This is a genomic window from Oerskovia sp. USHLN155, from assembly GCF_037145535.1.
GTDB classification, from domain to species: Bacteria; Actinomycetota; Actinomycetes; order Actinomycetales; family Cellulomonadaceae; genus Oerskovia; species Oerskovia rustica.
In genome coordinates this window covers 137,159-163,814 of record NZ_JBBCXG010000011.1, presented here as the reverse complement: position 1 = coordinate 163,814, position 26,656 = coordinate 137,159, and the positions used below count along the sequence as shown (strand labels likewise).

Below are 26,656 nucleotides of genomic sequence, written 5' to 3'. Positions count from 1 at the left end.
CCCCCGCCCCCCCCCGGGGCCGGCGCCGCCCCCCCCCCCGCGCCCCCCCCCCGCCGCCCCCCCGCGCGGGGGCCCCCCCCCCCCCCCCCCCCCCCCCCCCCCCCCCCCCCCGCCCCCCCCCCGGCCGGGGTGACCGGGTCAGTGGTGCGTGTGCTTGACCGGCTCGGGCAGGCCTGCGTCCGCGCGGATCGCGCGCGACAGCCCCTCGATCGAGCGCAGCGCGTCGACGAGCTCGGGCACGCGGACCTCGAAGGGCATCGCGTGGATGGTCTCGCCCGGGGCGGTCGCGGCCTCGGCGACGCGGCGCAGGTCGCCCACGTCGGCGGTCGTGAGCCCGATCTCGGTGAGCGTGTTGGGCAGCCCGACGCGCGTCGTGAACTCCACGAAGTCGCGGATCTCCTGCGACGGCGCCCCCTCCAGCACGAGCTGGGTCAGCGAGCCGATGTTGACCTTCTGGCCGTGCGTGAGGCCGTGGGTCTGCGGCGCGGCCGTGAGCCCGTTGTGGATCGCGTGGGCCGCCGCGAGGCCACCCGACTCGAAGCCCAGCCCGGACAGCAGGGTGTTGGCCTCGACCACGGCGTCGACCGCGGGCGTGACGAGGTGCTCCTTGACGGCCTCGATCGCGGGCAGCGAGTTCTCCCACAGGATCTTCCAGGAGAGCTCGGCGAGCGCGGTGCCCGTGATGAGCGGCAGGCCGCCCGCCATGGTCGTCGCGTTGGCCTTGGCCACGGCACGGGCCTCGATCCACGTGGCGAGCGCGTCGCCGATGCCCGCGACGAGGAACCTCACCGGGGCGTTCGCGACGAGCTGGGTGTCCACGAGGACCAGGTCGGGGTTGTGCGGGAAGAAGCGGTACTCCTCGAACGCGCCCTCGTCGGTGTAGATGACCGACAGGGCGGAGCAGGGGGCGTCGGTCGACGCGACGGTCGGTACCGAGACCCAGCGGATGCCCTCGAGGTGTCCGGCGGCCTTGACCGCGTCGATCGTGCTGCCGCCACCGATGCCCACGATCACGTCGGCGCCGCTCTCGCGGATGCGCCGTGCGAGATGGTCGACGGCCGCCGCGGTCGCGTACGTGCCGAAGCCCTCGCGCTCGCGGCGGAGGTTCGCGGCCTGGAACGACTCGGCGACGGTGTCCTCGACGATCTCCCAGACCACGTCGTCGGCCACCAGGAGCGGCTTGGTACCGATTGGGGCGACGAACTCACCGAGCCGGGACAGCGCGCCGCGCGACTGCACGTAGCGCAGGGGGCTGATGAGGGTGCGGATCGGGACCTCGGACATGGGGACCTCCTCGAAGTGCTGGACAGGGCGTCGCCGGACCCGCACGGAGGGTCGCTCCTCGCGGACCGCCGACACCTCGACGCTATGTCTAGGCACGCCCGACCGCCCGGTGGGGCCGTGTGACGTCCGTCGTCGTCCCGCGGTCCGAGACGTGGCGCGTCAGTCGACCGTGACGGCCTCCAGCACGGGCAGGCGCGAGGCCCGGATGCCAGGCCAGACGCTCGCGACGAGACCGATCACGACCGCGAGCCCCAGGACCGCGAGCACCTGCCCCCAGGGGATCGCGAGGCTCGTGAGGCCCTGCTCGGCGAGCACCCCCGGCAGGGCGGCCGCGATCGCGATGCCCGTGAGCACGCCCAGCACCGTCCCGTAGACCGCGGTCAGGACCGACTCGATCGTGATGATGCCCGCGAGCTGGAGGCGCCCGAGCCCCACGGCCCGCAGCAGCCCGATCTCCCGCGTGCGCTCGATGATCGACAGCGCGAGCGTGTTGACGATGCCGAGCAGCGCGATGACGATCGACAGCCCGAGCAGCGCGTAGAGGATCACGAGCACCTGGTCCACCTGCGCCGCGGCCGCGTTGGCGAGCTCCTCGCGGTCGAGCACCGAGACGACGAGGAACGGCTTGACGGCCTCGGTGAGCGCGGCGCGCAGCTCGGTGGTCGAGGTCCCCGGGGCGGCCGTGACGTACACGGCGTACGTCGGGATCTCCGTGGCCCCCACGTCCGCGTACGTCGCGTCGGCGAGGACCAGGTCGGACGAGATCACCTGGGTGTCGATGATCGCCCCGACCTGCACGTCCTGGGTCCGGGTGCCGTCGTCGCTCGTGAGGGTCAGGGAGTCGCCGACCGCCCACCCCTTGTCCCGGGCCGCGGTCCGGCGGACCACCGCCTCGCCGTCGGCGAGGGCCTGGTCGGGGTCGCCCTCGACCACGGGAGCGTCGAGGGCCTCGGTGAAGAACCCGGGCGGCACGACCGTGGCCCCGCTGGGCTCGCCGTCGACGTCGAGCGTCCCGAGCCGCAGCGGGAGCGCCTGCCCGACGGCGGGGAGCCCGGTCACGGCATCGGTGACCCCCGGGGGGAGCGCGCCCGTGGCCGCGGCACCCTGGACCACGTAGTCGGCCCGCATCTGCTCGTCGACGATCGACCGGACCGAGGCCTGCGTCGAGGCCGCGATGACCCCGGTCGCGCTCACGAGCGCCATCCCGATCAGCAGCGCCCCCGCGGTGTTCGAGGTGCGGCGCGGGCTGCGCGTGACGTTGCCGCGCGCCAGGCGGCCGAGAGGCCGGATCGCCGCGACCGCCGGCACGGCCAGCACCGTGATCACGGCGCCGGCGATCGCGGGGGACAGGACGAGGACGCCCACGAGCGCCGCGCTCGCGCCGACCGCGAGCAGGACCCGGGGGTTGAGGTCGTCGACCAGGGCCCACCCGGTCGGGTCGGCCGAGGCCGAGCTCCCGAGCCGCGAGGCCAGGACCAGGAGCCCCGCGCCGAGCACCGTCAGCACGAGCCCGACGACCGCCCGGGTGCCGGTCCCGCGGTCCGGTGCGACGTCGTCGTGCATGGCCTGGACCGGGGGAGTGAGGGCCGCGCGGCGGCCCGGGACCGCGGCCGCGACGACGCTCACCAGGACACCCAGCGAGATCGCGACCACGACCGAGGTCGCGCTCAGCGGCACACGCCCCGACAGCTCCATGCCCGTCGAGCCGAACACCGCGCGCAGGCCGCTGACCAGCACCCGGCCCAGCACCACGCCCGTCGCCGCGCCGAGTACCCCGACCGCGACGGCCTGCGCCAGGATGGACGCGAACACCTGCGCGGGCGAGGCCCCCAGCGCCCGCAGCAGGGCGAACTCGCGCTGACGCTCGCGCACCGACATCGCGAACGTGTTGGCGATGATGAACGCCCCCACGAACAGCGCGATCGCGGCGAAGACCAGCAGGAACGTCTCGATGAACCCGAGGATCTGCTCGACCCCCTGGCGGGCCTCCTCGCGCACTGCCTCGCCCGTGAGGGACTCGGCGCCCGCCGGGAGGACCTCGGCCACGCGCTCGGCGAGCACCTCCTCGGACACGTCTCCCGCGGCGTAGACCGAGATCGTGGGGACCGTGCCGTCGGGGGCGTAGGTCGCGAGCGCGGTCGCAGGGTCGAGGCCCACCAGGATCGTGCCGGCCGCTGCCGCCTCGATCGCGAAGACCCCCGTGACCGTGACGGGCTGGGGAGCGCCCGCCAGGACCACGGTCGTCGTGTCTCCGGTGGTCAGGTCGGCGGCCGACGCGGCGCTCTCCTCTAGGGCGATCTCGGCGGGCCCCACGGGCCACGCGCCGCTCGCGAGCGTCACGGTCGGCTCGTCGGGCCCCACCGCGATCCCGATGCTCGGCGGGCCCGACGTCGTGACTGCCGTGCCGTCCGCCGCGACCAGGACGATCGGACCCGACGCGTCGGGCACGGCCCGAGCGACGCCGTCGATCCCCGCGACCGTGTCCGCGAGGGAGACCGGGACCGGGGAGTGTGGCGTCCCGAAGGTGCTGCCCGCCGTGGTGGAGTCGTCGATCTCCTCGGCGCCGCGCACGTACACGTCGGCCACGAGAGTGGTCGCGATGATCTCGTCGAACGTCGAGGACAGCATCGCGCGGAACGTGAACGTCCCCACGACGAACGCGACCCCGAGCATCACGGCGAGCGTCGACAGCACGAAGCGGACGAGGTGCGCCCGGACCCCGCGCAGCGCGACCCGCAGCATCAGTCCTCCTCCGCCTGCCCGAGCGCGTCGAGGATGTCGCGCCGCGTCGGGGCCGCGAGGTCGGCGGTGATCCGCCCGTCGGTGAGGAACAGGACCCGGTGCGCGTACGAGGCCGCGCGCGGGTCGTGCGTGACCATGACGACCGTCTGCCCCAGCTCGTCGACCGACCGCCGCAGGAACCCCAGCACCTCGGCGGACGACCGCGAGTCGAGGTTGCCCGTCGGCTCGTCGGCGAACACCACGGACGGCCGCGAGACCAGGGCCCGCGCGCACGCGACCCGCTGCTGCTGCCCGCCCGAGAGCTCGGACGGACGGTGGTGCAGGCGGTCGCCCAGCCCCACCGCGCCCACGACCTCGTCGAACCACGCCCGGTCCACGGGGACCCGGGCGATGTCGAGCGGGAGCGTGATGTTCTCCGCCGCGGTGAGCGTCGGGACCAGGTTGTAGGACTGGAACACGAACCCGATCCGCGTCCGCCGCAGGGCCGTGAGGCGCCGCTGCGAGAGTCGGCTCACCTCGGTCCCGTCGATCACGACCCGGCCCGACGTCGGTGAGTCCAGGCCAGCCATGCAGTGCATGAGCGTCGACTTCCCCGAGCCCGACGGCCCCATGATCGCCGTGAGCTCGGCCGCACGGAAGTCCACGTCGACGCCGTCGAGCGCACGCACGACCGTCTCGCCCTGGCCGTACGTCTTGACGAGGTCTCGCGCCCAGGCCGCCGTCCCGTCAGGTGCGTCCGGGGGCAGCGCTGGCGCGGCACCGGTTCCCGAGCGGGTGGGCGCGGGTGGGCCGGGCGAGGACGGGGCGGGCTCCATCGGAGCTCCCTTCGGTCGGAACGTCTCCATCGTGGCCCCGAAGGCAGGTGACGTGCGACACATCCGTTGATCTCGCGTCAAGACCCTGCCGCGCCGTGGTCCTCCCCAATACCACGGACCACCCGTCCGTGCGACCCGACGGCTCGACCCCCCTGCCCGCCGGGCACCACCCGAGGAGCCCATCATGACGAACCACACTCAGGCCGGATCCCCCCGGCACGCGGCGGTGCTCGCCGTGCCCCCCACGACGAGGCCCCCCACGCTCGCGTGGCGCCTGCTGTCGACGGCGCTCGCGGCCCTGCTCGTGCTCGTGGGCGTCGTCGCGATGCCCCGCACGGCGTCCGCCGCGGAGCTCGACGCCATCAAGACGGTCACGCTCACCCAGCCGCTGGACGAGGTCCACCTGTGGCAGTCGCTGCGGATCGAGGCCACCTGGGCCGTGCCCGACGGCTCGCACGCGGGGGACACGTTCACCCTGGCGTTCCCGGACTCGCCCCGCGTGACGGGGTTCGCGCAGACGTTCGACCTCAAGACGCCCGCCGGTGCGGTCGTCGGGACGTGTGACGTCACGCAGGACGGTTTCGCGTGCACGCTCAGCTCGTACGTCGAGACCGCGACCAACGTCCACGGCACGCTGTTCTTCTACGCGCAGGTCAGCAGCGTGGGCGAGGGCGGCACGTTCACGTTCACCACGGGCAACGAGATGGTGATCGAGGTCCCCGTCCCGGGTGGCGAGGTCGTCCCCGGGAGCGGCTGGTCCGCCCCGGAGCAGCCCGTCAAGGGCGGCTGGGTCAGCACGGACGGCAGGACCGCCGTCTGGGAGGTCTACGTGCCGAGCGAGTTCCTGGCCGCGTCGGCCGGTGGCCCCGTGGTCGTGACCGACACCTACGACCCGCGGCTGTCCATGCGCGACGACTCGCTCGTCGTCGCGTACGTCCCCCTGGCCGACTGGAACAACGGTGACTACGGCTCGAGCGCGGTACGCCTCAGCCCCGGGACCGGGTACGTCTACACCCCGGACGTGGCCGGCTCGTCGTTCGACCTGACGTTCGTCGACCCCGTCACGGACGGCTCGCGCATGTACATCTTCACGTACCGGATGTCGCTGCCCGTGGGCGTGCAGGACGGCGACACCTTCGCCAACCAGGTCGCGGGCAGCACCGGCTGGGACGACCAGCGCGTGCTCGAGTACGCGGCCGCCGGTGGAGACGGCGGCGGTGACGGCAACGGCGAGCTCCGCCTGACCAAGCACGTCACGGGCGAGGGTGCGGCGTCGGTCCCGGCGGGCACCGAGTTCACCGTCGACTACACGACGGACCGGAACGGTGCGACGACGTCGGGTCGCCTCACGGTGACCGACGGTGCGACGGTCACGATCCCCGGTCTCGCCGCCGGGACCGTGGTGACCCTGAGCGAGGTCTCGCCCGCCGCGATCGACGGGGTGACCTGGGGAGAGCCCGTGTTCTCGGGAGAGGGCGTGACCCCGGTCGAGGGTGGTGCACAGGTCACGGTCGGTGCGGAGGGCGTGGTCGAGGTCGCGCTCGACAACCCCGTCGCCCCCGTGGACCCGCCGGCCCCGCCGGTCCCTCCGACGACGGTGCCGCCCACCACGGTGCCTCCGACGACGGTGCCTCCCGTCACGACGCCGCCCGCCTCGGTCGTCCCGCCGACCAAGGTGCCGACGGTCAAGGCGACGCCCCAGGCGACGACGAAGCACGCGCGTGGTGCGCTCGCGACGACGGGTGCGACGGTCGGCCTGGTCGCCGGTGCGGCCGTGCTGCTCGTCGGCGCCGGGGCCACGCTCGTGGCGCTACGTCGTCGGGGGTCGAGCTCCTGACGGCGGCCTGAGTGCTGCGGCCATCTCGCGGCCCCTGGGCGACCGGGCGATCGACCGGTCGCCCAGGGGCCGCGGCGGTGCTGCGGCACGGCCGCAGTAGCGTGGACGCATGGTCTCTCACGCAGTGGTGAACGTGCTCGACGCCGTGCTCGACCCGGGCGACGCCCCTCCCGTGCGCTGGGGGATCCTGGGGGCGGGGAGGATCGCGGGCTCGTTCGCCGACGAGGTGCGGGCCTTCACGCAGGGCCACGTGGCGGCCGTGGGCTCGCGCGACGAGCACCGGGCGCGGGACTTCGCGCAGCGGCACGCGCCGTCGGCGACCGTGCACGGGTCGTACGAGGCCCTCGTCGCGGACCCCGACGTCGACGTCGTGTACGTCGCGACCCCGCACTCGCACCACCGCGAGCACGGGCTGCTCGCGGTCGCGGCGGGCAAGCCGGTCCTCATGGAGAAGGCGTTCACGCGCAACGAGGCCGAGGCGCGCGAGGTCCTGGACGCCGCGCGGGCGGCGGGAGCGTTCGTCATGGAGGCCGTGCTCACGCGGCACCTGCCGCACGTCGCCGCGATCCGTGCGCTGATCGCGCAGGGGGAGATCGGCGAGGTCCGGTCGGTCACGGCGTCCTACGGCTCGAACGCGGCGTACGACCCGGCGAGCCGGCTCTTCGCGCCCGAGCTCGCGGGCGGCGCGCTGCTGGACATCGGGATCTACCCGCTCGCGTTCGCGACGGACCTCCTGGGCATGCCCGACGACGTCACGGCGGTCGGTCTGCAGGCTCCCACCGGGGTGGACGCCCAGTCGACCGTGGTGCTGCGGTACGGCGACCGGGCGACGGCGACGCTCTCGTCGTCGGTCCTGGCGCAGTCGGCGACGTCGCTCGTGGTCGCGGGCACGGGCGGCCGGATCGAGGTCGTGGACCGGTTCATGGTGCCCACGACGTTCAGCGTGGTGTGGGCCGACGGGGCGCGGCGCGAGTACGACGGGTACGCGACGGGGGCCAAGCAGTACGAGGCGGCCGAGGTCGCGCGCTGCCTGGCGGCGGGGCTGACCGAGAGCCCGCGCATGACGTGGCAGGACACGCTCGACCTGATGCGGGTCATGGACCTGGCACGCGCGCAGCTGGGGGTCGTGTACCCGGGGGAGTAGCGGTGCCGAGAACGAGGTTGGGGCCGTTCTGGCTGCGCGAACGGCCTCGATCGCGGGGTTCGACCGCGCGGAACCTCGTCCTCGGCACGGCGGCCCACCTGGGCGCCGGGCGACCACGCCTCGGGCAATACCCCGTGGCACCGCTCTCACGGGGTTAGCGTGAACCCATGAGCAACGACGCCCGCGCCGCGGCACCGACCGACCAGCCCGCCTCCCTGCCCGACCTCGTCGCGACCGCCGCCGACCTGCCCGAGGTGGTCTCCGGCGTCGTGCCCGATCCGCGGACCGCTCCCACCGTCCGCTGGGGGATCCTGGGCGCCGGAAACATCGCCGGGTCGTTCGCCGAGGCCGTGCGCGACCACACGCGGGCGCGCGTCGTGGCCGTCGGCTCGCGCGACCGCGTCCGGGCCGAGCGCTTCGCGACCGAGCACGGCATCCACACCACGCATGCCGACTACACCGAGCTCGTCGAGGACCCGCAGGTCGACGTCGTGTACGTCGCGACGCCCCACTCGCACCACCGCGACCACGCGCTGCTGGCCATCGCCGCAGGCAAGCACGTCCTCGTCGAGAAGGCGTTCACGCGCAACGAGGCCGAGGCGCGCGAGATCCTCGACGCGGCGCGGGCCGCGGGCGTCTTCGTCATGGAGGCCATGTGGACGCGGTTCCTGCCGCACGTCGCCGCGCTGCGCGGGGTGATCGCGCGCGGGGAGATCGGCGAGATCGTCAACGTCACCGCCGACCACGGCCAGTTCTTCCCGTTCGACCCCGAGCACCGGCTCTACGCCCCCGACCTCGCGGGGGGAGCGCTGCTCGACCTGGGCGTGTACCCCGTGTCGTTCGCGCACGACGTGCTGGGGGCGCCGTCGTCGGTCACGGCGGTCGGCGCGCTCACGGAGACGGGCGTCGACGGCCAGCTCGGCATCACGCTCGGCTACGGCCAGGCCATGGCCACGCTGTCGACCACGCTCTGGTCGCAGACGCCCAACGTCGCGTCGATCTCCGGGACCGCGGGGCGCATCGAGATCGAGGGCACGTTCTACGCCCCGACGTCGTTCCGCGTGATCCGGCACGACGGCGCGCAGTGGCGCTACGAGGGTTTCCGCGGCGAGGGCAAGCAGTACCAGGCGGCCGAGGTCGCGCGCTGCCTCGAGGCCGGCCTGACCGAGAGCCCGCGCATGACGTGGCAGGACACGCTCGACGTCATGCGGACCATGGACGAGATCCGCCGCCAGACGGGCGTGGTCTACCCGAACGAGTGACCTGGGTGTGTCGAGAACGGGGTTGAGGTCGTTCTGCCCGTCAGGACGACCTCAACCCCGTTCTCGACGCCGCGGGCGGGGGTGGCGTGCGGGGCTAGCTCGCCGTCGGCTCGTCCGTGTGCTCGACGACGTAGCTGCGGCCGTCGGGGCCCGTCACGTACTCGAAGCGCGTCTTGAGCTCGCGGTCGCGCTCGGCCTCGGCCGCGGAGACGCCGCGCCCGGGGGAGCCCTGCTTCCCGACCTGTGCCGGTCCGAAGATCGGCAGGAACGTCTCGGTCATGCGCAGGCCCAGGGGGCGTCGTCGCTGCTTGTCGGCCATGCGCCTCTCCTCTCGAGAACGGTGCAAGTAGATGGTGCACCAATGATTGGTGTACCAAGCATAGGGGAGAACTGGCTACGATGACGACATGACCACGTCGATCGAGAGCGCCCCGCTGCCCGGTACCGACCCGCTCGCGCTCGAGTCCCAGGTCTGCTTCGCGCTGTCGGCCGGCGCCCGCGCGATGGTCGCCATGTACAGGCCGCTGCTCGAACCCCTGCGCCTGACCCACCCGCAGTACCTCGTGATGCTCGCGCTGTGGCAGGACGCCGCGGCCGGCGAGCGCACCACGGCCACGTCCCTCGCCGAGCGGCTCCACCTGGACCCCGGCACGCTCTCCCCGCTCGTGCGACGGCTCGAGACCACGGGGTACCTCACGCGCTCGCGCAACGAGCACGACGGTCGCGTCGTCGACGTGACGCTGACCCCGGCCGGGCGCGACCTCCGCACGCAGGCCGAGAAGGTGCCGCCCGCCATCACCGCCGCGACGGGTCTGACCCTCGACGAGCTCATGGAGGTCCACGCCGCGGCCTCGAAGGTCGTGTCCGCCGCGCTGCGCGCCGGCGTCATCTAGCCCGGGCGCCCGTCCCCGGGCGACATGTCGTAGGTGACCCACGGGGTTGCGGTCGCGACCGAGTCGTAGAGCCGCCTGGCCGTGGCGTTCGCCGGGTCCGTGATCCAGCGCACGACGCTCGCCCCCAGGTCCCCGGCGTGCACACCGACGGCCCCGAGCAGCAGGCGCCCGGCCCCGGCCCCCCGTGCCGCCTCGGCGACGAACAGGTCGTCGAGCCAGCACCCGTGCGACCCGTCGAGCGGGCGCTCGAACGTCCGCATCACCGCGATGCCGCCCAGGCGCGTCCCGTCCGTGGCGACCAGACCGCGGACCCCCGAGGCGCCGTCGTGCAGCCAGGACCAGACCAGGCGGTCCCGCGCCGCGTCCGCGGGCATCTCGTAGAACGCGCGGTAGCCCGCGTACAGGTCGAGCCACTCGGGCTCGTCGTCGAGGAGGACGGGGCGCACCCGCCAGGTCGTCGTCACGGCGACACCGTACCCACCCGGAGCCCGCCCCTGCGGGCCCGTCCGAGCCGTGCCTAGGGTGGCGCGATGACCACCCCTGCCCTCCCCGCCCCCCGGGCGACCCGGGCGCGCGGCCTGGCCGCCGCCGCGCTCCGCCAGTGGCACCTGCACCCCCGGTGGGCCATGGCGCTGCGCGGCGCCGTGGCCGCCGCCGTCGCCTGGGTCGTCGGGATCGTGCTACCGCAGCCCTTCTCCGACTACCCGTACTACGCGCCCCTCGGGGCGGTCGTCGCGACCACGAGCACCGTGGCCCGCTCGGTCCGGGAGTCCTTCCAGGCGGTCGGCGCGATCGTCGTCGGGGCGCTCGTGGCGCGCGGCGTGGACCTCGTGCTCGCGCCCAGCGCCCTGTCGATCGCGCTCGTCGTCGCCGTGGCGATCCTCGTCGCAGGGTGGGGGCTCCTGGGAGACATGGGGTCGTGGGCCGTGACCTCGGCGCTGTTCGTCCTCATCATCGGGAACGCGGACAAGGTCGGGTACATGGGGGCGTACATCGGGCTCGTCCTGATCGGGTCGCTCGTCGGGATCGGGATCAACCTGCTCTTCCCGCCGCTGCCCCTCGCGGCGTCCGACGTCGACCTCGACCGGCTCAAGGACGCCCTCGCGGACCAGCTCGACCACCTCGCGGACGGGCTCGACAGCGACGTCGCGCCCTCACCCGAGGAGTGGGACGAGCGGCGCCTGCACCTCGGTCCGGTGGTCGACCGGTCGCAGCGGTCCGCCGAGCAGGCGCGCGAGGCGGCGCACATCAACCGTCGCGCCCGCCGGTACGCCGAGGCGACCCGCGCGCAGGGCTCCCAGGCAGCCGCGCTGGGCGTCACGTCGTCGGTCGTCGGGGACCTGACACGCCTCGTCACCGGGTGGGAGAGGCAGGACCTCGACGACCTCGCGTTCGGCGAGTCCCTGCGGCCCCTCGTGCGCGACGCCCTGCGCGCGTACGCGGACGCCGTGCGGTCCACGGCCGGGGCGCTCGCGGAACCCGAGGCGCTCGACCGCGTCCGTGACACGACCGAGCGCCTGCGGCGCGCCGTGCGCGACGTGCGCAGCGGCGCGGACGAGGACTACTTCGTCGCGGGGGCGACCGTGCTCGCGATCCGGCGCGGGGTCGCGGCGCTGGGCGAGGAGTAGGTCCTCGTCAGGCGTCGGTCACGCTGATCGACCCGTCCTGCCCGACGGCGAAGCGCACCGTGTCGAGCCCGCTCGCGCCCGCGTCGGGAGCCACGGCAGCCTGCGCGAGCTGGGCGAGCGTGTGCGTGCCCTCGACGACGAGCACCGCGCACCCCGCGGCCCGGCCCGCGGCGACCCCGGCGGGCGCGTCCTCGACCACGAGGCAGCGCGACGGGTCGACGCCGAGCCGCTCGGCGCCCAGCAGGAACGGGTCCGGGTCGGGCTTGCCGTGCGTCACGTCGTCGGCCGTGACCACGACCGCGGGCGGCACGAGGCCCGACGCCCCGATGCGCGCCGCCGCGAGCGGGCGCGTGCACGACGTGACGATCGCCTGACGCGTCGCGGGGAGCGACGCGAACGCGTCGACCGTGCCCGGGAGGACGCGCACGCCCTCGGTGTCGTGGAGCTCGAGGTCGTGGATGCGGTGGTACGCCTCCTCGACCAGGTCGGCGGGCAGGAGGCGCGCGATGAACGTCCGCGCCGGGGTGCCGTGCTCGATCTGGAACGTGTCCGCGTCCGGCAGGCCGTACTCGTGCGCCCAGCGGCGCCAGTTCCGGTCGACCGCGGGCACCGAGTCGATCAGGGTGCCGTCCATGTCGAACAGGATCGCGTCGAACGTGCGCCCCGCGAACGCGACGCCCGGGGTGGGGAGCGCGGGGGAGTCGGGGAGGCCAGGACCGGGTACGGGGAGGACGGACATGCCACCGAGGCTACCGGCCGTGTCGCGCGGCCCGTCCCGTGCCGTGCGACCTTCCCTTGTCGGGTGGCCCGACTATCGTGGGCGCGTGAGCACACCCGGTTACTTCATCTCGTTCGAGGGCGGCGACGCCGTCGGCAAGTCCACCCAGTCCCGTCTCCTGGGGGAGTGGCTGGGCGAGCTGACCGGCCGCGAGGTCGTGCTGACCCGCGAACCAGGGGGTACCGAGCTGGGCGTCGAGCTGCGTCAGGCCGTGCTGCACGGCCGGGACATGGACGCCCGCACCGAGGCGCTCATCTACGCGGCCGACCGCGCGCACCACGTCGCGCACCTGGTCCGGCCCGCGCTCGAGCGGGGTGCGGTCGTCGTCACGGACCGCTACCTCGACTCGTCGGTCGCCTACCAGTCGGGTGGCCGTGAGCTGGGCGTCGACGAGGTCGAGCTCATCTCGCTGTGGGCCGTCCAAGGACTCATGCCGCACGTGACGGTCCTGCTGGACCTCGACCCCGCGGTCGCGGCCGAGCGGCTCCAGGGGAAGCCCGACCGCCTGGAGAGCGCGGGGCTCGACTTCCACCGGCGCACCCGCGAGGCGTTCCTCTCGCGTGCCGCGGCGGACCCCGAGCGGTGGGTCGTGATCGACGCGACCGCGTCGATCGACGACATCCAGGCCCAGATCCGGGTCGACCTCGCGGCCCGGCTCGAGCTCACCCCCGTGGTCGAGGAGGCCGAGGACACGGTCGAGGCGCTGCCCGACGACGGGTTCGACGACTCCGACTCCGCGATCGGCTACGCCCCGGACCTCGCCGACCTGCCGGTCACGCGTCCCGTGACGCACCCGGCGCCCGGTCCCGCCGCCGAGACGTCCGCAGGACCCGCCGCCACGGGCGCCGCAGAGACGGCCGCGCCGTGACGGTCTGGGACGACGTCGTCGGGCAGGAGCACGCGGTCGAGATGCTCTCGGCCGCGGCGACCGACCCCGCGGCCATGACCCACGGGTGGCTCCTGACCGGCCCGCCCGGCTCAGGGCGGTCCAACGCGGCCCGGGCGTTCGCCGCCGCGCTGCAGTGCGAGCAGGGCGGGTGCGGCGTGTGCCAGGCGTGCACGACCACGCTCGCGGGCACGCACGCCGACGTGACGATCGTCGCGACCGAGAAGGTGACCATCGCGATCGACGAGGTCCGCGACCTCGTGGGCGTCGCGAGCAGGCGTCCGTCCCAGGGCCGCTGGCGCGTCATCATCGTCGAGGATGCCGACCGCATGGCCGAGCGGACCACGAACGTCCTGCTCAAGGCCATCGAGGAGCCACCGCCTCGCACGGTCTGGATCCTGTGCGCGCCCAGCCCGCAGGACGTCCTGGTGACGATCCGGTCCCGCTGCCGGGGCGTCGCGCTCCGGGTCCCCCCGGTCGAGGCCGTCGCACGGCTGCTCGTCGCGCGGGACGGCGTCGACCCGGTCGTCGCCGAGGCCGCGGCGCGTGCCGCGCAGAGCCACATCGGCCTCGCCCGGCGCCTGGCCCGGGACGGCAGGGCGCGCGAGCGCAGGTCGTCGGTGCTGGCCCTCGCGCGCCGGATCCGTGGCGTCGGGGACGCCGTGGTCGCCGCGGGCGAGCTCGTCGAGGTCGCGCAGGCCGAGGCCAAGGCCGCGACCGAGGAGCGCGACGCGATCGAGAAGGCCGAGCTCCTGCGCGCCCTGGGGGTCGAGCCGGGAGGAACCATGCCGCCCCGGCTCCGGTCCCAGCTCACCGACCTCGAGAAGGACCAGAAGCGTCGCGCGACCCGTCACCAGCGCGACGTCCTCGACCGGTCGATGCTGGACCTGCTCTCGCTCTACCGCGACGTGCTCGTGGTCCAGCTCGGGGCGCAGGTCGACCTCGTCAACGCCGAGCTCGCGGAGACCGTGCAGGCGCTCGCGGAGGACTCCACGCCCGAGCAGACGGTGCGCCGCATGGACGCGATCGGCGTCGCGCGCGAGCGGCTCGGCGGCAACGTGGCGCCGCTGCTTGCGCTCGAGGCGATGGCGATCGCGCTCCGTCCGCAGGGCTGAGCGGGCCGGCAGGGGGCCGGCCTCAGACCGTCGACGCCTCGCGCGCCGCGGCGATGCGGTCGCCGTGGATCTCGCACCAGGCGCGGATCGCGTCGACGGGCTCGAGCAGGGAGCGCCCCAGGTCGGTCAGCGTGTACTCGACGCGCGGCGGGACCTCGGCGTAGACGGTGCGGGTCACGATCCCGTCCCGTTCGAGCGAGCGGAGGGTCTGCGTGAGGACCTTGGGGGTCACGGCGCCGATCTTGTCGCGCAGCTCGCCGAAGCGCAGCACGCCGGGTCGCAGCGCCATGAGGACGAGCAGGGTCCACTTGTCGCCGAGGCGCTCGACGACGAGCCGCGAGGGGCAGGACGGCGAGAACACGTCGGGCACGTCCTCGACCGGGACCGCAACAGTATCCATGAGGTAATAATGGCACGTTGAAGTCATTGGTACCCGCTGGATACTGTCGCCTCATCGCGACGCGCCAGGCGTCGCCGGCACCCCGGGTGGGGTCGAGGAGGCTGACATGAAGGTTCTGCTCACGGGTGGCACGGGGTACATCGGGTCCGCGGTGCTGACCGCGCTCACGGCGCACGGCCACGAGGTGACTGCGCTCGTCCGCAGCGAGGGGTCCGCGCGCACGGTCGAGGCCGCGGGCGCGACGCCCGTGGTCGCCGACATCACCGACACGGCCGCCGTCGGCGCGCTCCTCGTCGACGTCGACGCCGCGGTCCACGCGGCGGCCGCGAGCGACGGCACGAGCCTCGCGATCGACACCTCGGTCGTCGACGCGGTCCTCGCGACGTTCGACGGCACGACCAGGCCGTTCGTCCACACGGGCGGCATCTGGGTCTACGGGGACGGGGACGCGATCGTCGAGGACTCGCCCCTGGACCCGCCCGCGATCGTCGCGTGGCGCGTCCCGATCGAGGAGCGCCTCCTCGCGGCCGCGGCCCAGGGCGGCGTGGTCGCCTCGGTCGTCGTCCCTGGCGTCGTGTACGGCCACGGGGCGGGCATCCCGCCCCTCCTCGCGGGGGCCCCGCGCACAGGTCCCGACGGCGCCGCGCTCACCCTGGTCGGCAGCGGCACCCAGCACTGGGCGACGGTCCACGTCGACGACCTCGCCGAGCTCTACGTGCTCGCGCTCGAGCAGGGGCTCACGGGTCGCCTCCTCGGCACGGGCGACGACGGCGCCACGGTCGCCGACCTCACGCGGGCCGCGAGCCGTGCTGCCGGGCTGGGCGGCGCCGTCGGGCCGGAGAGCGACGACGCGAGCCGCGAGCGGCTCGGTACGCCCTTCGCCGACGCGCTCCTGCTCGACCAGCGCGCCGCGACCACGACGCGCTCGCGTGCGGCGGGCTGGGCGCCCACGCGGCCGTCGCTCACGCAGGAGCTCGAGACCGGGAGCTACGCGCCCGCCCCCGCGGCGCACTGAGGCCCACCGGGCCGGGGCTGGACGCAGCCCCGGCCCTCCGGGAGGATGTGGCGACCCGCCCCGCGACGAGAGCGAGACCATGGCCGACAGTGCTTCCCCCCGGACGTCCGACCGTCGCGAGGCCCGCGCCCGCGACGAGGGCAAGGCCGGTGCGCTCGCCCTGACGGGTGCCGTGATCGCCTGGGGCCTCGCGCTGATCCACCTCGTCAACGGCTTCACCCGGCCGCTCGGGCTCGTCGACGTGCGCCTTCTCGACGCCGCCAGGGCCACCGGTGCCGCGGAGGTCGGGACCGACGAGGTCGGGGTGACCGCCGTCCTGGGGGAGTCCATGCCCTGGACCGACGTCTACCTCCACCGCCCCCTCGACAAGGTCGACCTGATCGCGTTCTTCGCGCTGGCCGGCGTCGCGCTGTTCCTCACCTACCTGCTCGCCCGGCGAGGCCCGCGAGGAGCGCGCGCCGTCCTGCACGGCACGGCGACTGCCGGCTGGCTCGGGATCGTGCTCGTCGCCGTGGGCGTCGTGCCGGCGCTCGCCCAGGAGCAGGGCACCCTCGTGCGCCTCGCCGACGCCGGCCTCTCGGACGTCCTCGCCCCGGCACACCCGGACCTCGGGTGGGGGTGGATCGTCGCGGGGATCGGCGTGACGTTCGTGGTCCCGGCCCTTCGGAGGGCGTCGCGGCGGGGTCGCGCCTGACAGGACGGGAGGCACGCGACGTTCATCGGATCGTCGTGCGGGCGCCCCGCGGGGGACACCGCGGCGCCGGACGTCGGGGCTAGCGTCGCGAGCGACAACGCACCGGACCACCGGAAAGGGCACTTCGACGATGACCCTCACACTGACGCTCGTCCGCCACGGCCAGACCGTCCTCAACGCCCGCCGCCACCTGCAGGGCGCGTGCGACTCGCCGCTCACGCGGACGGGCCGCGCGGGGGTGCGCGTCACCGCGCAGCACCTCTCGCGCCACGAGTTCGACGCCGCCTACTCCTCGCCCCAGGGGCGCGCCGTGCTCACGGCGATCGAGATACTGCGTCACCACCCCGGCCTGAGGCTCTCGGTCGACGAGGACCTGCGCGAGCTGTCCTTCGGCACGTTCGAGCGACGGCCCGAGCGAGAGCTCGACGCGGTCGTCCCGTGGAGCACCCTCGTGCCCGCGGTGCTCGCGGGCACCCACCCGGGCATCGGCGGGGGAGAGCCCGGTGCGGAGTTCATGGCGCGCGTGCGGGCGGTCCTCGACCGCATCGTCGCGGCGCACGACGACGCGGCGGGCGCGGGCCGTGACGAGCACGTGCTCGTCGTGGGCCACGGGCTGACGCTCGGCGCGATGCTCGCGACGATCGACCCGACTGGGCTCGTCGCGCTGCCCAACGCCTCGGTCTCGACGGTCGAGGTCTCGGGCGGTGTCGCGCGCGTCGTCGCCGCGGGGATCGACGTCGCCGGGCATGGATCGCTCGCTGTGTCACTGGCGGCCCCGGCCGCGGCGCCGCTGTCCGCCTGAGGTCCGCCTGAGGCCGGCCGGGCGTCCGCCGGGCACTCGCGGCACGTCCGCCGGGGGCTGCCGCGCATACGGTGCCGGACCGCCGCCCGCCCGCTGCCGACCGCCCGGTGAGGCGTGCGTCACTCCTGCCCCGGAACGGGTGCCTCGGTCATCCGTCGTTCAGGTACCCGACATGTCGGGCCACCTCCGGTTCACACCGGTTTCCTATGGTCCAGCGGAACCCCCACGACCGGGAAAGACCGGAGGAACCCGCATGTCCCTGACCAGACGACTCACCGGCTGCGTCGCCGTGGTGTCGATCGGCCTCACGACGGCCGTCGGCACCGCGGCGGTCGCGACGGCCGGTGCGCCGACAGCGCCCGCGGCCCTGGCGGCCCTGCCCCACGCTGCCGCGAGCACGCCGTTCCCGCTCTTCGTCTCCGAGCTCGCCCCGGACAACGCCGGCGTCGACGACTTCGAGTACGTCGAGCTCTTCAACCGCTCGGACGCGCCGGTGGACCTGACGGCAGCGGGCATCGGGCTCGCGTACACGTACGCCGACTCGGACGACCGCTCGCGCGACGTGCCGCTGAACGTCCCGGCGGGCACGGTCGTGCCGGCCGGGCAGGCCGTGGTCCTGTGGCTCGACTACACGTCGGGCAACGTCGACACCTCGGTCCGCACCGAGCAGGACTTCCGCGACCACTACGCCGCCGCGGGCGCGACCGCGAGCGACTACGTGCTCGTGCGGGTGAGCGGCCAGGCGGGCATGGCCAACGGTGGGGACCGTGGCATCCGCGTCCTCGGGCCCGACGGCGCGTCCCCCACCTGGTCGTTCTACCCGGCCGGGTCGGTCGCGGCCGGGCGCACGGCGCACTTCCAGGTGCCGGCCGCAGGTGCGGCGTCGGCGGGGCTGCTCGAGGCGAAGGGCGTCCCGTCACCCGGGGTCGTCGCGCCCGAGGCGCTCGTCCCGCCCGTCACGCCCGACCCGGAGCCCACCCCCGAGCCGACGGACCCGCCGACGGACCAGCCCACCGAGCCGACGCCCGGCCCGGGCGAGACCCCGACCGACCCGCCCACGACCGAGCCCGCCCCGGGGAACGGCGCGCACCTCCAGGTGACCGAGCTCCTGCCGGACTCCTCGAACGTGGGCACCGGGGACGGCTACGAGTTCGTCGAGCTGTACAACGCGTCGAGCACCCCCGTGGACTTCGACGACTACACGCTGAACTACCTCTACCCGCTCGACGACCTGACCAACAGCCAGGTCGTGGAGTGGCCTGCCGTGCCGGGCGACGTCGTCGTGCCCGCGGGCGGGACGCTCGTGCTGTGGGTCAAGAACGGCCAGAACGACCACCTCACCGGGGCCGACTTCAACGCGAAGTTCGGCACGCACCTGGTGGCCGGGACCGACCTGCTGGAGATCCACTCGGGCGGCATGGCCAACGGTTCGCCCCGTGGGCTGGAGATCGCGACTCGCACGGGCTTCGCGCTCAACCGCGCCTACTACAACCTGGGCGGCGTGAAGGACCCTGTCGCGGACCGCGGCATCCAGTACGCGGCCGACGCCGCCGACGCCATGGTCCAGCGCAAGATCGGCGTGAGCGCCGCGACGCCCGGCGCGGTCTCGGCCGCGCAGAGGCCCGCCACGCCCGTCGAGGTCCCGGCCGACACGGTCGCGCCGAAGGTCGCGGACACGACCCCGGCGCAGGTCGACCCGGCCGACGAGCTCGCGATCGAGGCGACCGTGACCGACGACGTCCAGGTGCGCTCGGTGCGGCTGCTGCTGCGCAGCGACGTCGACGCCGACTACCAGCGGATCGACCTGACGGCGGGCCTCGCCGCGGACGGGTCCGGTGCCCGGACGGCGTTCCGGCACGCGATCCACCCGGCCGACCTCACGGGCAAGCGCTGGTACGAGTACGTGCTCGTCGCCTCCGACGGCACCCACCAGACCCGCACGACCCCGCGCCGGATCGAGATCACGGGGGTCGACACGGCGCCCGTGCGCCTGAACGTGGACGAGGGCGAGTTCGTCACGGGCACGACGCCCGTCGCCGCTGCGGGCGACACGTACCCGAGCCCGCTGTCGCTCACGATCGACGGCACGAGCGTCGCCCCCGTGGCACCCGCGCTCGAGGACGAGCCCGTCTTCGCGTTCGAGGCCGGCGGCGTCAACACCTTCTTCCGCAACGGCGTGCTGTCGGGCGGCGAGGTGCTGAACATCTTCGACGACGGCATCTACGAGGGCTACGAGACGATCGCGACCGACGTGCCGCTGCGCATGGTGCGCCAGGGCGACGAGCTCGTCGTGAGCGTCTACGCGGGCACCAAGGCGGCCCCGGAGATCGACCCCGACGAGAACAACGACGACTTCCAGATCAAGAACCTTCGCCTGGTCCTGCCCGACGGCCGCACGCTGCGCCCCGCCGGGTACGACGACCCGACCACGGTCCTCCAGATGGGCGACAGCGTCGGCAAGCTCGACTTCCTCGACGCCCGCTTCACGCTCCCGGACGACGCCTTCACCGCGGTGTCCCACGCCTGGGACACCACGGCCGTGGCCGACGGCGAGCACACGGTCGCCGCGACCGACGGTACCGGCTCGGCGCGCGCCACCGTGGTCGTCGACAACACGAGCCCGGTCATCGCGACCGACGCCGTGGACGGCACGGACTACCGCGGCGAGTTCACGCTCGACGCGTCCGCGACCGACACGGGCTCGGGGCTCGCGTCGCTCACCGCGACGCTCGACGGCCAGGCCGTCACGCTCCCGTACGCGACGTCCTCGCTCGTCCTGCCCGACGGCGAGCACACGTTCGCGCTGACGGCGCGCGACGTCGTCGGGAACCGGAGCGAGCGGACCGTGACCTTCACGACCCCGGTCGAGAACCCCGGTTCCGAGGCCGTCTCGCCCGCGGGCGGTACGACGGTCGAGGGCGAGGAGGTCGAGCTGCGCGCCAAGGTCACCGACCCGAGCGGCGACCGCCTCGACGTCTCGTTCCGCGAGGGCTACCGGCTCGACGACGAGGACGCGGCGGTCGTGACGACGTCGGGCACGACGCGTGTCGCCGCCGACGCCGCGCTCGCCCTGCCCGGACCCGGCGCCCGCGCCGGCGGCGCGACCACGGCCTCCGACTCCCAGTTCCCCTACCGGACCTACCAGGTCACGATCCCCGAGGACGCCGGCGAGGACTACGCGACGCGCCTCACGTGGGACGGGTCGGCCAACGCCGACGCCAAGGTGCTCCTGTACGTGCTCAACACCGCGACGGGCGACTGGGACGAGGTCGACCGGCACGTCACCGCAGCCGCGGCGACCGAGCCCGAGGCGTTCACCCTCGCCGCGACCGTCCCCGCGAAGGACCACGCGCGGGACGGCGTCCTCACGGTGCTCGTGCAGCACTCCGAGGGCTTCGCGGGCGAGGACCTCTCGACGCGCCAGACGCCCGTGACCCCGAACCACCCCGAGGACACGCCGCGCTCGTCGTACGACTTCACGCTCGGCTGGGAGTCCGACACCCAGTACTACAACGACTCGTACTACGACCGTCAGCTCGACATCCACGACTACTTCCTCGACCAGCGGGACGACGTCAACCTGCAGTACGTCTTCCACACGGGCGACATCGTGGACAACCACACCCAGCCCCACCAGTGGGCCAACGCGGACGCGGCGTACTCGATGCTCGACGACGCCGGACTGCCCTACGGGGTGCTCGCGGGCAACCACGACGTGGGCCACAAGGAGATCGACTACGGGCCGTACTCTCAGCTCTTCGGCGAGGCCCGCTACGCGGCCAACCCCTGGTACGGCGGCTCGTACCAGGACAACCGCGGGCACTACGACCTGATCACCGCGGGCGGCATCGACTTCCTCATGCTCTACATGGGCTGGGGGCCGGGTGACGACGAGATCGCGTGGATGAACGAGGTCCTCGCGCGCTACCCCGAGCGCGAGGCGATCATCAACCTGCACGAGTACATGCTCACGACCGGTGGCCTGGGCCCCGTGCCGCAGCGCATCTACGACGAGGTCGTGGCGACCAACCCGAACGTCAAGATGGTCTTCTCGGGCCATTACCACGACGCGTTCACGCGGGTCGACGCGTTCGACGACGACGGGGACGGCGTGACCGACCGCTCGGTCCACCAGATCCTCTTCGACTACCAGGGCCTCCCCGAGGGCGGTCAGTCGTTCCTGCGGCTGCTCCAGTTCGACAACCAGGGGCGGACGGTCCACGCCCGGACGTACTCGCCGTACCTCGACCGGTACGGGTCCGACGACCCGTCGCTCGCCCCCGAGCACCAGGACTTCGTGATCCCGTACGCGGCGCTCGGCATCGAGCCGCGGACCAAGACCCTCACGTCGGACGCGTTCACCGCCGAGGTCCTCATGACGCGGTCCATCGCCGAGTTCGACGACGTCGAGAGCGGCACCGAGCTGTCCGCGACCTGGCAGCGCCCCGGCGCGGGCGAGCACGGCTGGTACGTCGTGACCGCCGACCCGTACGGCGGCACCGACTCCTCGGAGGTGTACCTGGTGAACTTCGCCGAGGTCACCGGCGGCGGTGACGGTGACGGCGGTTCGACGGGCGGCACGGGCGGTACGGGCGGTGGGGGAGCCGGTGGCTCGACCACCGACCCGGGAGCGGGATCCGGCACCGGCGGGAGCGCCGGCAACGGTTCCCGGCTTCCCGCGACCGGGACCCAGGTGGGTCTCCTCGTCGGGCTCGCGCTGCTGCTCGTCGCGGGCGGCGGAGTGCTCGTCGCGCGCACCCGGCGCACGGCGAGCGCCCCCGCGAGCGGTGCTGGGGACACGGGCGACGACGCGCCGTAGCGCGCGCCACGCCCACGCCCGACGGCGCCGCTCCCCTCCCCGGGGGAGCGGCGCCGTCGGGCGTGGTGGCCGGGCGGATCCGGCGGCTGCGCGAACCCCGAGGGTCAGTCCTTGTGCAGCGCGTCCTTGACGACGCCCTTGGCCTTGTCCAGGGTGTTCGACGTCGGCGTGGTGCCGTGGAACCTCGGGTCCGGCACGGTCGGCGCAGGCATCGGGACCCCTGCGGGCGGCGTCGGGACGTACTCGAACTCGCCCCTTCCGTCGGGCGTGGGGCCGGAGGCCCAGCGGCCCTCCGACGCGTGCTCCCCGTCGGAGAAGTTGATGTACTGGTACGACACGTCACGGTCCTCGTTCGACAGCGGGAACGTGCTCGGCACGGGCAGCTCCTCGACCCCCTCGTCCCGCAGCTCCTGAGCTGCGGCGAGCCACTGGTTCTGGTGCATGGTGTCGCGGGCCAGGAGGAACGCCAGGAGGTCCTTGACGCCGTGGTCGTCGGTCATGTGGTAGAGCCGGGCGACCTGCAGACGACCCTGCATCTCGGCGTTCGCGTTGGCGGTGAAGTCGGCCAGGAGGTTGCCGCTCGCCGTCACGTACCCGGCGGACCACGGGTTGCCGTTGGAGTCCACCGGACGCGCTCCGGCACCCGCGACGATGGCCTGCTGGGGGTCGGTGCCCCCCACGACGGCGGCGACGGTCGGGTCGTCCTGGACGGCTCCCTCGACCACGCCCAGAGGAGCGTCGGCCAGAAGCTGGGCGATCATGGTCGCGAGCATCTCGACGTGCCCGAACTCCTCCGCCCCGATCCCGTACAGCAGGTCGCGGTACTTCCCGGGCAGGTGGGCGTTCCAGGACTGGAACCCGTACTGCATGGCCACGGTGATCTCGCCGTACTGGCCGCCGAGCACCTCCTGCAGCTTGCGGGCATAGACCGCGTCAGGGCGTTCGGGGGTCGCGGAGTGCTGAAGCTCTTGCTTGTGGAAGAACATGGACCGGCTCCTTCGAGAAGGTGGTCCGGCACCGGCCCGCTCACGGCTTCCCGTCGCGTGGCAGCAGTGCCAGGGGGAGGCGCGCACTGGTCTCGACGCGTTGGAAAATCACGGTCCGTCCACTGTGACCACACCGGCGCCGGGCCCGCATCTCGGACGGGCAGACCTCGAACCGACGGGCGAGGACGGCAGCATGGCACGTGGAGCAGCGCGGACGGGGTCGCGTCACCGGCACGAAGAGACCCCCCCACCCAGTGCTGGTTCCCGCTCTTTGAGTTCCAGCCTGCTGCTTCCTGGGTACCCCGTCGTGCGAAGCGCTCTCATTGTGTTCTGCCGGGACGCCCGGGCGCCAGCAAGGAGCGACGAGATCACCCGCTCTGGCGAGCGGGAGGCGTGCGTCGTACCGTCGGAAGCACGCAGCGAGTCAGGACGCGGCTCCCCTCCCGGTCTGAGGAGACCTGGCCATGACGTCCTCCACCCACCAGCCCCCGCATTCTCGGTACAGGGGGCGCCCTCCGCGTTCCACCGGTACGCGCTCTCCACGAGGTCGCCCGCTCCTGGCCGTCGCCCTGCCGTGGGCCGTGGCCTCTCTCGGCACGGTGGTCCTCGGCATCTGGTCCTTCGACTGGACCTGGTTCGTCGTCGCGGCGGCTGCCGCGACGATGTCGGTCGGGACCCTGCTCAGACACTCCCGGCAGCCCGCGCGCCCGTTGGCGGCCGGGTACACGATGCCTGACCGGAGGGTCGCGCAGGACCCATGGCACGGCAAGCGGCAGACGAGTAAAATCGAGGGCACGATCTGCGGGTCAGGCAGCCGGCTCACGCATCCTTCGCCCAGGAGACGCACTGTCATGTCCATCGAACGTCGGGCGTTCGTGCGCCCTCTCGACGATGCACCCGAACGCCGCACGCCCGGTCCCGGTGAGCACCACCAGCAGCCCACCACCGGCCAGTGGCGGTACGAACTGGCCACCGGGCAATGGTGGTGGTCGGAGGAGAGCTTCCGGCTCCACGGCTTCGAGCCGCACGAAGTGGTGCCCACGACCGCCCTGGTGCTGGCGCACAAGCATCCGGAGGACCGGGAGGCGTTCCGCCGGCTGCTCGACTCGGCCAAGGCCACCGGTGCGCCGTTCCACAGCATCCACCGGATCCTCGACGCGCGGAGCCACGAACGTGTGGTGGTCGTGGTGGGCCAAGGCCGCCGCGATCCGGACACCGGCGAGGTCGTCGAGCTCATGGGGTACCTGCTGGACGCGACCCGAAAGGTCGGCGACCGGGCGGAGGTCATGGCGGGTGACCACATCCGCGCCGCGGCCGCGCACCGCGGGGTGATCGAGCAGGCCAAGGGCATCCTGTCGGTGACGCACGGCCTGACGATCGACCAGGCGTTCGAGACGCTGCGGACCACCTCGAACCAGCGGAACGTCCCCGTGCGGGTCCTTGCCGAACGCCTGGTGAACCTCGGACGTGTCCTGCCCCTGGACGAGCATCGTCGGCACTGTGTCGACGAGTTCCTGCGCAACCCGCTGTGACGGCATGTTCAGCGTGACGTCGCTTGCCGAGCTGGGGGAGCTGGCCGAGACCGGCGTGCCGTTGTACGTCCGGTACAGCAGAGGACCCGAGGCGGATGCGGGCGAGGTGAGCGTCGACCACGAGAGCGGCTGCCGACTGCCCGGCCTGTCGGTCAACCCTCTTGATCCCGAGCCGTGGTGGGACCGGCCGGTGCAGCACTGGGTGGCGCGGCAGCTGCGCCAGTACGTCCACCTCGCCGAAGGGGACCGTTACGCCTGGGTGCTCACGGGAACGGTCGTGGGCAGGGGCCCGGACTGCGAACCGCTGCTCACGTCGGTCAGGCCGGTCGCACGCCTGAGCGACCAGGTCCTCGACGAGGCTGCCCGCCTCTACCGGCAGGTCTTCGACGTCGGCGACGACGGCACCTGACCGTCAGCCGCCAGGAGCCCGTGGGTGCGGTCGGGCGGCATCGGTGCGTCGCGAGCGCCGTCGACCCTCGGCGCGGGTGCGAGCCCGCAGCCCTCGTGCGAGCCTGCTGGAAGCCTGGTCCGGCGTGCCCTGCCGGTGACCGTCCCCGTTCCCTCGCCCGGCCCGAAGGAGAGACCGTATGAGCTCGACCCCCGTGGACCTCTCGAAGCGCGACTCGGTCCGTGTCGTCCGTGACGTGCTCGGACCGATGGTCGCGCAGGGCGCGATCATCCGGCGACCTCGCGTCACCGGGTGGGCCGAGCGGCGTCAGGTCGACGCCCGCGGCCGGGCGACCCTGACCGACCTGCGCCGCGAGCACGGTGCCGCGCCCCTCCGGTTGCGCCTGGGACCGCGCACCATGGTGCTGCCCACCGACGCTCGCGACGTGCGCCGGCTGCTCCAGGACTCGCCTGTGCCGTTCACGCCCGCGTCGAAGGAGAAGCGGGGAGCGCTGAGACACTTCCAGCCCGACGGAGTGCTGATCTCGACGACCTCCGAGCGCGCGCGCAGACGACCGTTCAACGAGGTGGTTCTCGACATGCACGAGCCGGTCCACCGCGACGCGACGTGGTTCACCGAGGTCGTCGACCGCGAGACCGCGCTGCTCGCGAGAGAGAGTCACCAGCAGGGTTGCCTCGACTGGGAGACGTTCTCGGCGGCGTTCTGGCGGGTCGTGCGTACCGTCACCCTGGGGGAGAGCGCGCGCGACGACGTCCGCCTCACGAGCGTCCTGAACGCGCTGCGCCGCGACGCGAACTGGTCCTCGTTCCGGCCCCGGCGGCCGCGTCTGCGCCGCGAGCTCGAGTCGCGGTTGTCCGGGTACGTGGAGGCCGCGACGCCTCCGACGCTCGCCGCACGCGCCCAGGACGTCGGCGACGGCGTCGACCCGGTGGGGCAGGTCCCGCACTGGCTGTTCGCCTTCGACGCCGCGGGCATCGCCGCGTTCCGTGCGCTGGCGGTCCTCGGCGCACGGGCCGAGGAACGGGACAAGGTCAGGACGGAGGCGCTGTCGCCCGGCCCGCTGGCGGCCCTGCTGCCCTACACCCGGGGGGTCGTGCTGGAGTCCGTGCGTCTGTGGCCCACCACGCTCGTGATCCTGCGGGACAGCACCGACGTCACGCGATGGGGAGAGGCCGAGGTGCCCGCAGGGACGGGCTTCGCGATAGTCAGCAGCTTCTTCCACCGCGACCCCCAGCGGTCCGACCTCGCCGACGCGTTCGCGCCCGACGCCTGGCTCGACGGGCGGGCCGACGACGACTGGGGCCTGGTCCCGTTCAGCGGGGGCCCCGTCTCGTGTCCCGGCCGTAACCTCGTCCTGCTCGTCGCCTCGCAGTTCCTGGCGCGGACTGCCGCGCTGGACCTGCACCTCCCGCGCGGCAGGTATCTCGCCCAGGACCCGCTGCCGCTGACCATGGACTACGCGGGCCTGAGGTTCCTCGTGCCCTAGCTCGCCGGGTGTGGAGTCCGGTCATCGGGCCGCGAAGGGTGCCCTTTCCCGCCCCTGACCCGTGCCCGTGCCAGTGGCAGAGGGGTCGGCTAGCGTGAGATCGGGGTCGAGCCAAGGCACCGTCGCAGC

21 protein-coding genes and 1 pseudogene are annotated in these 26,656 nt (G+C 73.6%); 14 read left to right on the top strand and 8 right to left on the bottom strand.

What is annotated here, in order from left to right; genetic code table 11:
- Positions 1 to 138: 138 nt before the first annotated feature.
- The 3 genes from WFH32_RS16545 to WFH32_RS16535 form a co-directional block, all read right to left on the bottom strand.
- Positions 139 to 1,284 (bottom strand): glycerol dehydrogenase, encoded by a 1,146-nt coding sequence (locus WFH32_RS16545; protein WP_138826084.1) that lies wholly within the window; start codon positions 1,282 to 1,284, stop codon positions 139 to 141.
- Between the two features lie 159 nt (positions 1,285 to 1,443).
- Positions 1,444 to 4,026: an ABC transporter permease gene (locus WFH32_RS16540; protein WP_336708417.1), complete on the bottom strand. Its 2,583-nt coding sequence runs from the start codon at positions 4,024 to 4,026 to the stop codon at positions 1,444 to 1,446.
- Complete coding sequence (locus WFH32_RS16535) at positions 4,026 to 4,841, bottom strand: ABC transporter ATP-binding protein (RefSeq protein ID WP_336708416.1); 816 nt, start codon at positions 4,839 to 4,841, stop codon at positions 4,026 to 4,028. The genes WFH32_RS16540 and WFH32_RS16535 overlap by 1 nt, the downstream gene beginning before the upstream one ends.
- A 184-nt stretch (positions 4,842 to 5,025) precedes the next feature.
- On the opposite strand from WFH32_RS16535, the gene WFH32_RS16530 reads away from it, so the two are divergent.
- The 3 genes from WFH32_RS16530 (at position 5,026) to WFH32_RS16520 (ending at position 9,084) form a co-directional block, all read left to right on the top strand.
- Positions 5,026 to 6,678, top strand: coding sequence for an Ig-like domain-containing protein (locus tag WFH32_RS16530; protein WP_336708415.1), 1,653 nt, complete (start codon positions 5,026 to 5,028; stop codon positions 6,676 to 6,678).
- 109 nt (positions 6,679 to 6,787) lie between these two features.
- Positions 6,788 to 7,822: a Gfo/Idh/MocA family protein gene (locus WFH32_RS16525; RefSeq protein WP_336708413.1), complete on the top strand. Its 1,035-nt coding sequence runs from the start codon at positions 6,788 to 6,790 to the stop codon at positions 7,820 to 7,822.
- A gap of 167 nt (positions 7,823 to 7,989) precedes the next feature.
- The gene (locus tag WFH32_RS16520) at positions 7,990 to 9,084 is read left to right on the top strand and encodes a Gfo/Idh/MocA family protein (RefSeq protein WP_191797235.1); all 1,095 of its coding nucleotides are present in this window, start codon (positions 7,990 to 7,992) and stop codon (positions 9,082 to 9,084) included.
- Between the two features lie 94 nt (positions 9,085 to 9,178).
- Here WFH32_RS16520 and WFH32_RS16515 read toward each other — a convergent pair whose 3' ends face one another.
- Entirely contained in the window at positions 9,179 to 9,403 is a 225-nt protein-coding gene (locus tag WFH32_RS16515) for a hypothetical protein (protein ID WP_191791796.1), read from the bottom strand.
- Between the two features lie 88 nt (positions 9,404 to 9,491).
- Between WFH32_RS16515 and WFH32_RS16510 the strand changes: the two genes are divergently transcribed.
- On the top strand, positions 9,492 to 9,977 hold the full coding sequence (locus tag WFH32_RS16510) for a MarR family winged helix-turn-helix transcriptional regulator (RefSeq protein WP_191797233.1): 486 nt from the start codon (positions 9,492 to 9,494) through the stop codon (positions 9,975 to 9,977).
- On the opposite strand, the gene WFH32_RS16505 is transcribed toward WFH32_RS16510, so the two are convergent.
- Positions 9,974 to 10,441, bottom strand: coding sequence for a GNAT family N-acetyltransferase (locus tag WFH32_RS16505; protein ID WP_336708411.1), 468 nt, complete (start codon positions 10,439 to 10,441; stop codon positions 9,974 to 9,976). The two genes, WFH32_RS16510 and WFH32_RS16505, sit on opposite strands and share 4 nt — an antisense overlap.
- A 66-nt stretch (positions 10,442 to 10,507) precedes the next feature.
- Between WFH32_RS16505 and WFH32_RS16500 the strand changes: the two genes are divergently transcribed.
- Positions 10,508 to 11,605 (top strand): FUSC family protein, encoded by a 1,098-nt coding sequence (locus WFH32_RS16500; RefSeq protein ID WP_336708409.1) that lies wholly within the window; start codon positions 10,508 to 10,510, stop codon positions 11,603 to 11,605.
- A gap of 7 nt (positions 11,606 to 11,612) precedes the next feature.
- On the opposite strand, the gene WFH32_RS16495 is transcribed toward WFH32_RS16500, so the two are convergent.
- The gene (locus tag WFH32_RS16495) at positions 11,613 to 12,344 is read right to left on the bottom strand and encodes an HAD-IA family hydrolase (RefSeq protein WP_191797229.1); all 732 of its coding nucleotides are present in this window, start codon (positions 12,342 to 12,344) and stop codon (positions 11,613 to 11,615) included.
- An 85-nt stretch (positions 12,345 to 12,429) separates the two neighbouring features.
- On the opposite strand from WFH32_RS16495, the pseudogene tmk reads away from it, so the two are divergent.
- Both tmk and WFH32_RS16485 read left to right on the top strand, forming a co-directional pair.
- Positions 12,430 to 13,050, top strand: a pseudogene (tmk, locus tag WFH32_RS16490) (dTMP kinase); the annotation flags it as partial.
- 197 nt (positions 13,051 to 13,247) lie between these two features.
- Positions 13,248 to 14,384, top strand: a complete 1,137-nt coding sequence (locus WFH32_RS16485) for a DNA polymerase III subunit delta' (RefSeq protein ID WP_191797225.1) — start codon at positions 13,248 to 13,250, stop codon at positions 14,382 to 14,384.
- Positions 14,385 to 14,406: 22 nt separating this feature from the next.
- Here the strand turns inward: WFH32_RS16485 and WFH32_RS16480 are convergent, their stop codons facing one another.
- Positions 14,407 to 14,784 (bottom strand): winged helix-turn-helix transcriptional regulator, encoded by a 378-nt coding sequence (locus tag WFH32_RS16480; protein ID WP_191797223.1) that lies wholly within the window; start codon positions 14,782 to 14,784, stop codon positions 14,407 to 14,409.
- Between the two features lie 106 nt (positions 14,785 to 14,890).
- Here WFH32_RS16480 and WFH32_RS16475 point away from each other — a divergent pair, with 106 nt between their 5' ends.
- The 4 genes from WFH32_RS16475 to WFH32_RS16460 all read left to right on the top strand — a co-directional run bounded on the left by WFH32_RS16475 (position 14,891) and on the right by WFH32_RS16460 (position 22,114).
- Positions 14,891 to 15,799, top strand: coding sequence for an NAD-dependent epimerase/dehydratase family protein (locus WFH32_RS16475; protein WP_336708407.1), 909 nt, complete (start codon positions 14,891 to 14,893; stop codon positions 15,797 to 15,799).
- A gap of 79 nt (positions 15,800 to 15,878) precedes the next feature.
- A complete protein-coding gene (locus tag WFH32_RS16470) occupies positions 15,879 to 16,493 on the top strand; it encodes a hypothetical protein (protein ID WP_191797270.1) in 615 nt (204 codons plus the stop codon).
- Between the two features lie 130 nt (positions 16,494 to 16,623).
- Positions 16,624 to 17,295: a histidine phosphatase family protein gene (locus WFH32_RS16465; protein ID WP_191797221.1), complete on the top strand. Its 672-nt coding sequence runs from the start codon at positions 16,624 to 16,626 to the stop codon at positions 17,293 to 17,295.
- Positions 17,296 to 17,548: 253 nt separating this feature from the next.
- Positions 17,549 to 22,114: a metallophosphoesterase gene (locus tag WFH32_RS16460; RefSeq protein WP_336708406.1), complete on the top strand. Its 4,566-nt coding sequence runs from the start codon at positions 17,549 to 17,551 to the stop codon at positions 22,112 to 22,114.
- A 104-nt stretch (positions 22,115 to 22,218) separates the two neighbouring features.
- Here WFH32_RS16460 and WFH32_RS16455 read toward each other — a convergent pair whose 3' ends face one another.
- The gene (locus tag WFH32_RS16455) at positions 22,219 to 23,100 is read right to left on the bottom strand and encodes a manganese catalase family protein (protein ID WP_336708404.1); all 882 of its coding nucleotides are present in this window, start codon (positions 23,098 to 23,100) and stop codon (positions 22,219 to 22,221) included.
- Between the two features lie 599 nt (positions 23,101 to 23,699).
- On the opposite strand from WFH32_RS16455, the gene WFH32_RS16450 reads away from it, so the two are divergent.
- The 3 genes from WFH32_RS16450 to WFH32_RS16440 all read left to right on the top strand — a co-directional run bounded on the left by WFH32_RS16450 (position 23,700) and on the right by WFH32_RS16440 (position 26,527).
- Complete coding sequence (locus WFH32_RS16450; RefSeq protein WP_336708403.1) at positions 23,700 to 24,632, top strand: PAS and ANTAR domain-containing protein; 933 nt, start codon at positions 23,700 to 23,702, stop codon at positions 24,630 to 24,632.
- 4 nt (positions 24,633 to 24,636) lie between these two features.
- Positions 24,637 to 25,041 carry a DUF6098 family protein gene (locus WFH32_RS16445; RefSeq protein WP_336708401.1) on the top strand — a complete coding sequence of 135 codons (405 nt, stop codon included), beginning with the start codon at positions 24,637 to 24,639 and terminating at the stop codon, positions 25,039 to 25,041.
- 178 nt (positions 25,042 to 25,219) lie between these two features.
- Positions 25,220 to 26,527 (top strand): cytochrome P450, encoded by a 1,308-nt coding sequence (locus WFH32_RS16440; RefSeq protein ID WP_336708400.1) that lies wholly within the window; start codon positions 25,220 to 25,222, stop codon positions 26,525 to 26,527.
- The last annotated feature ends 129 nt before the right edge of the window (positions 26,528 to 26,656 follow it).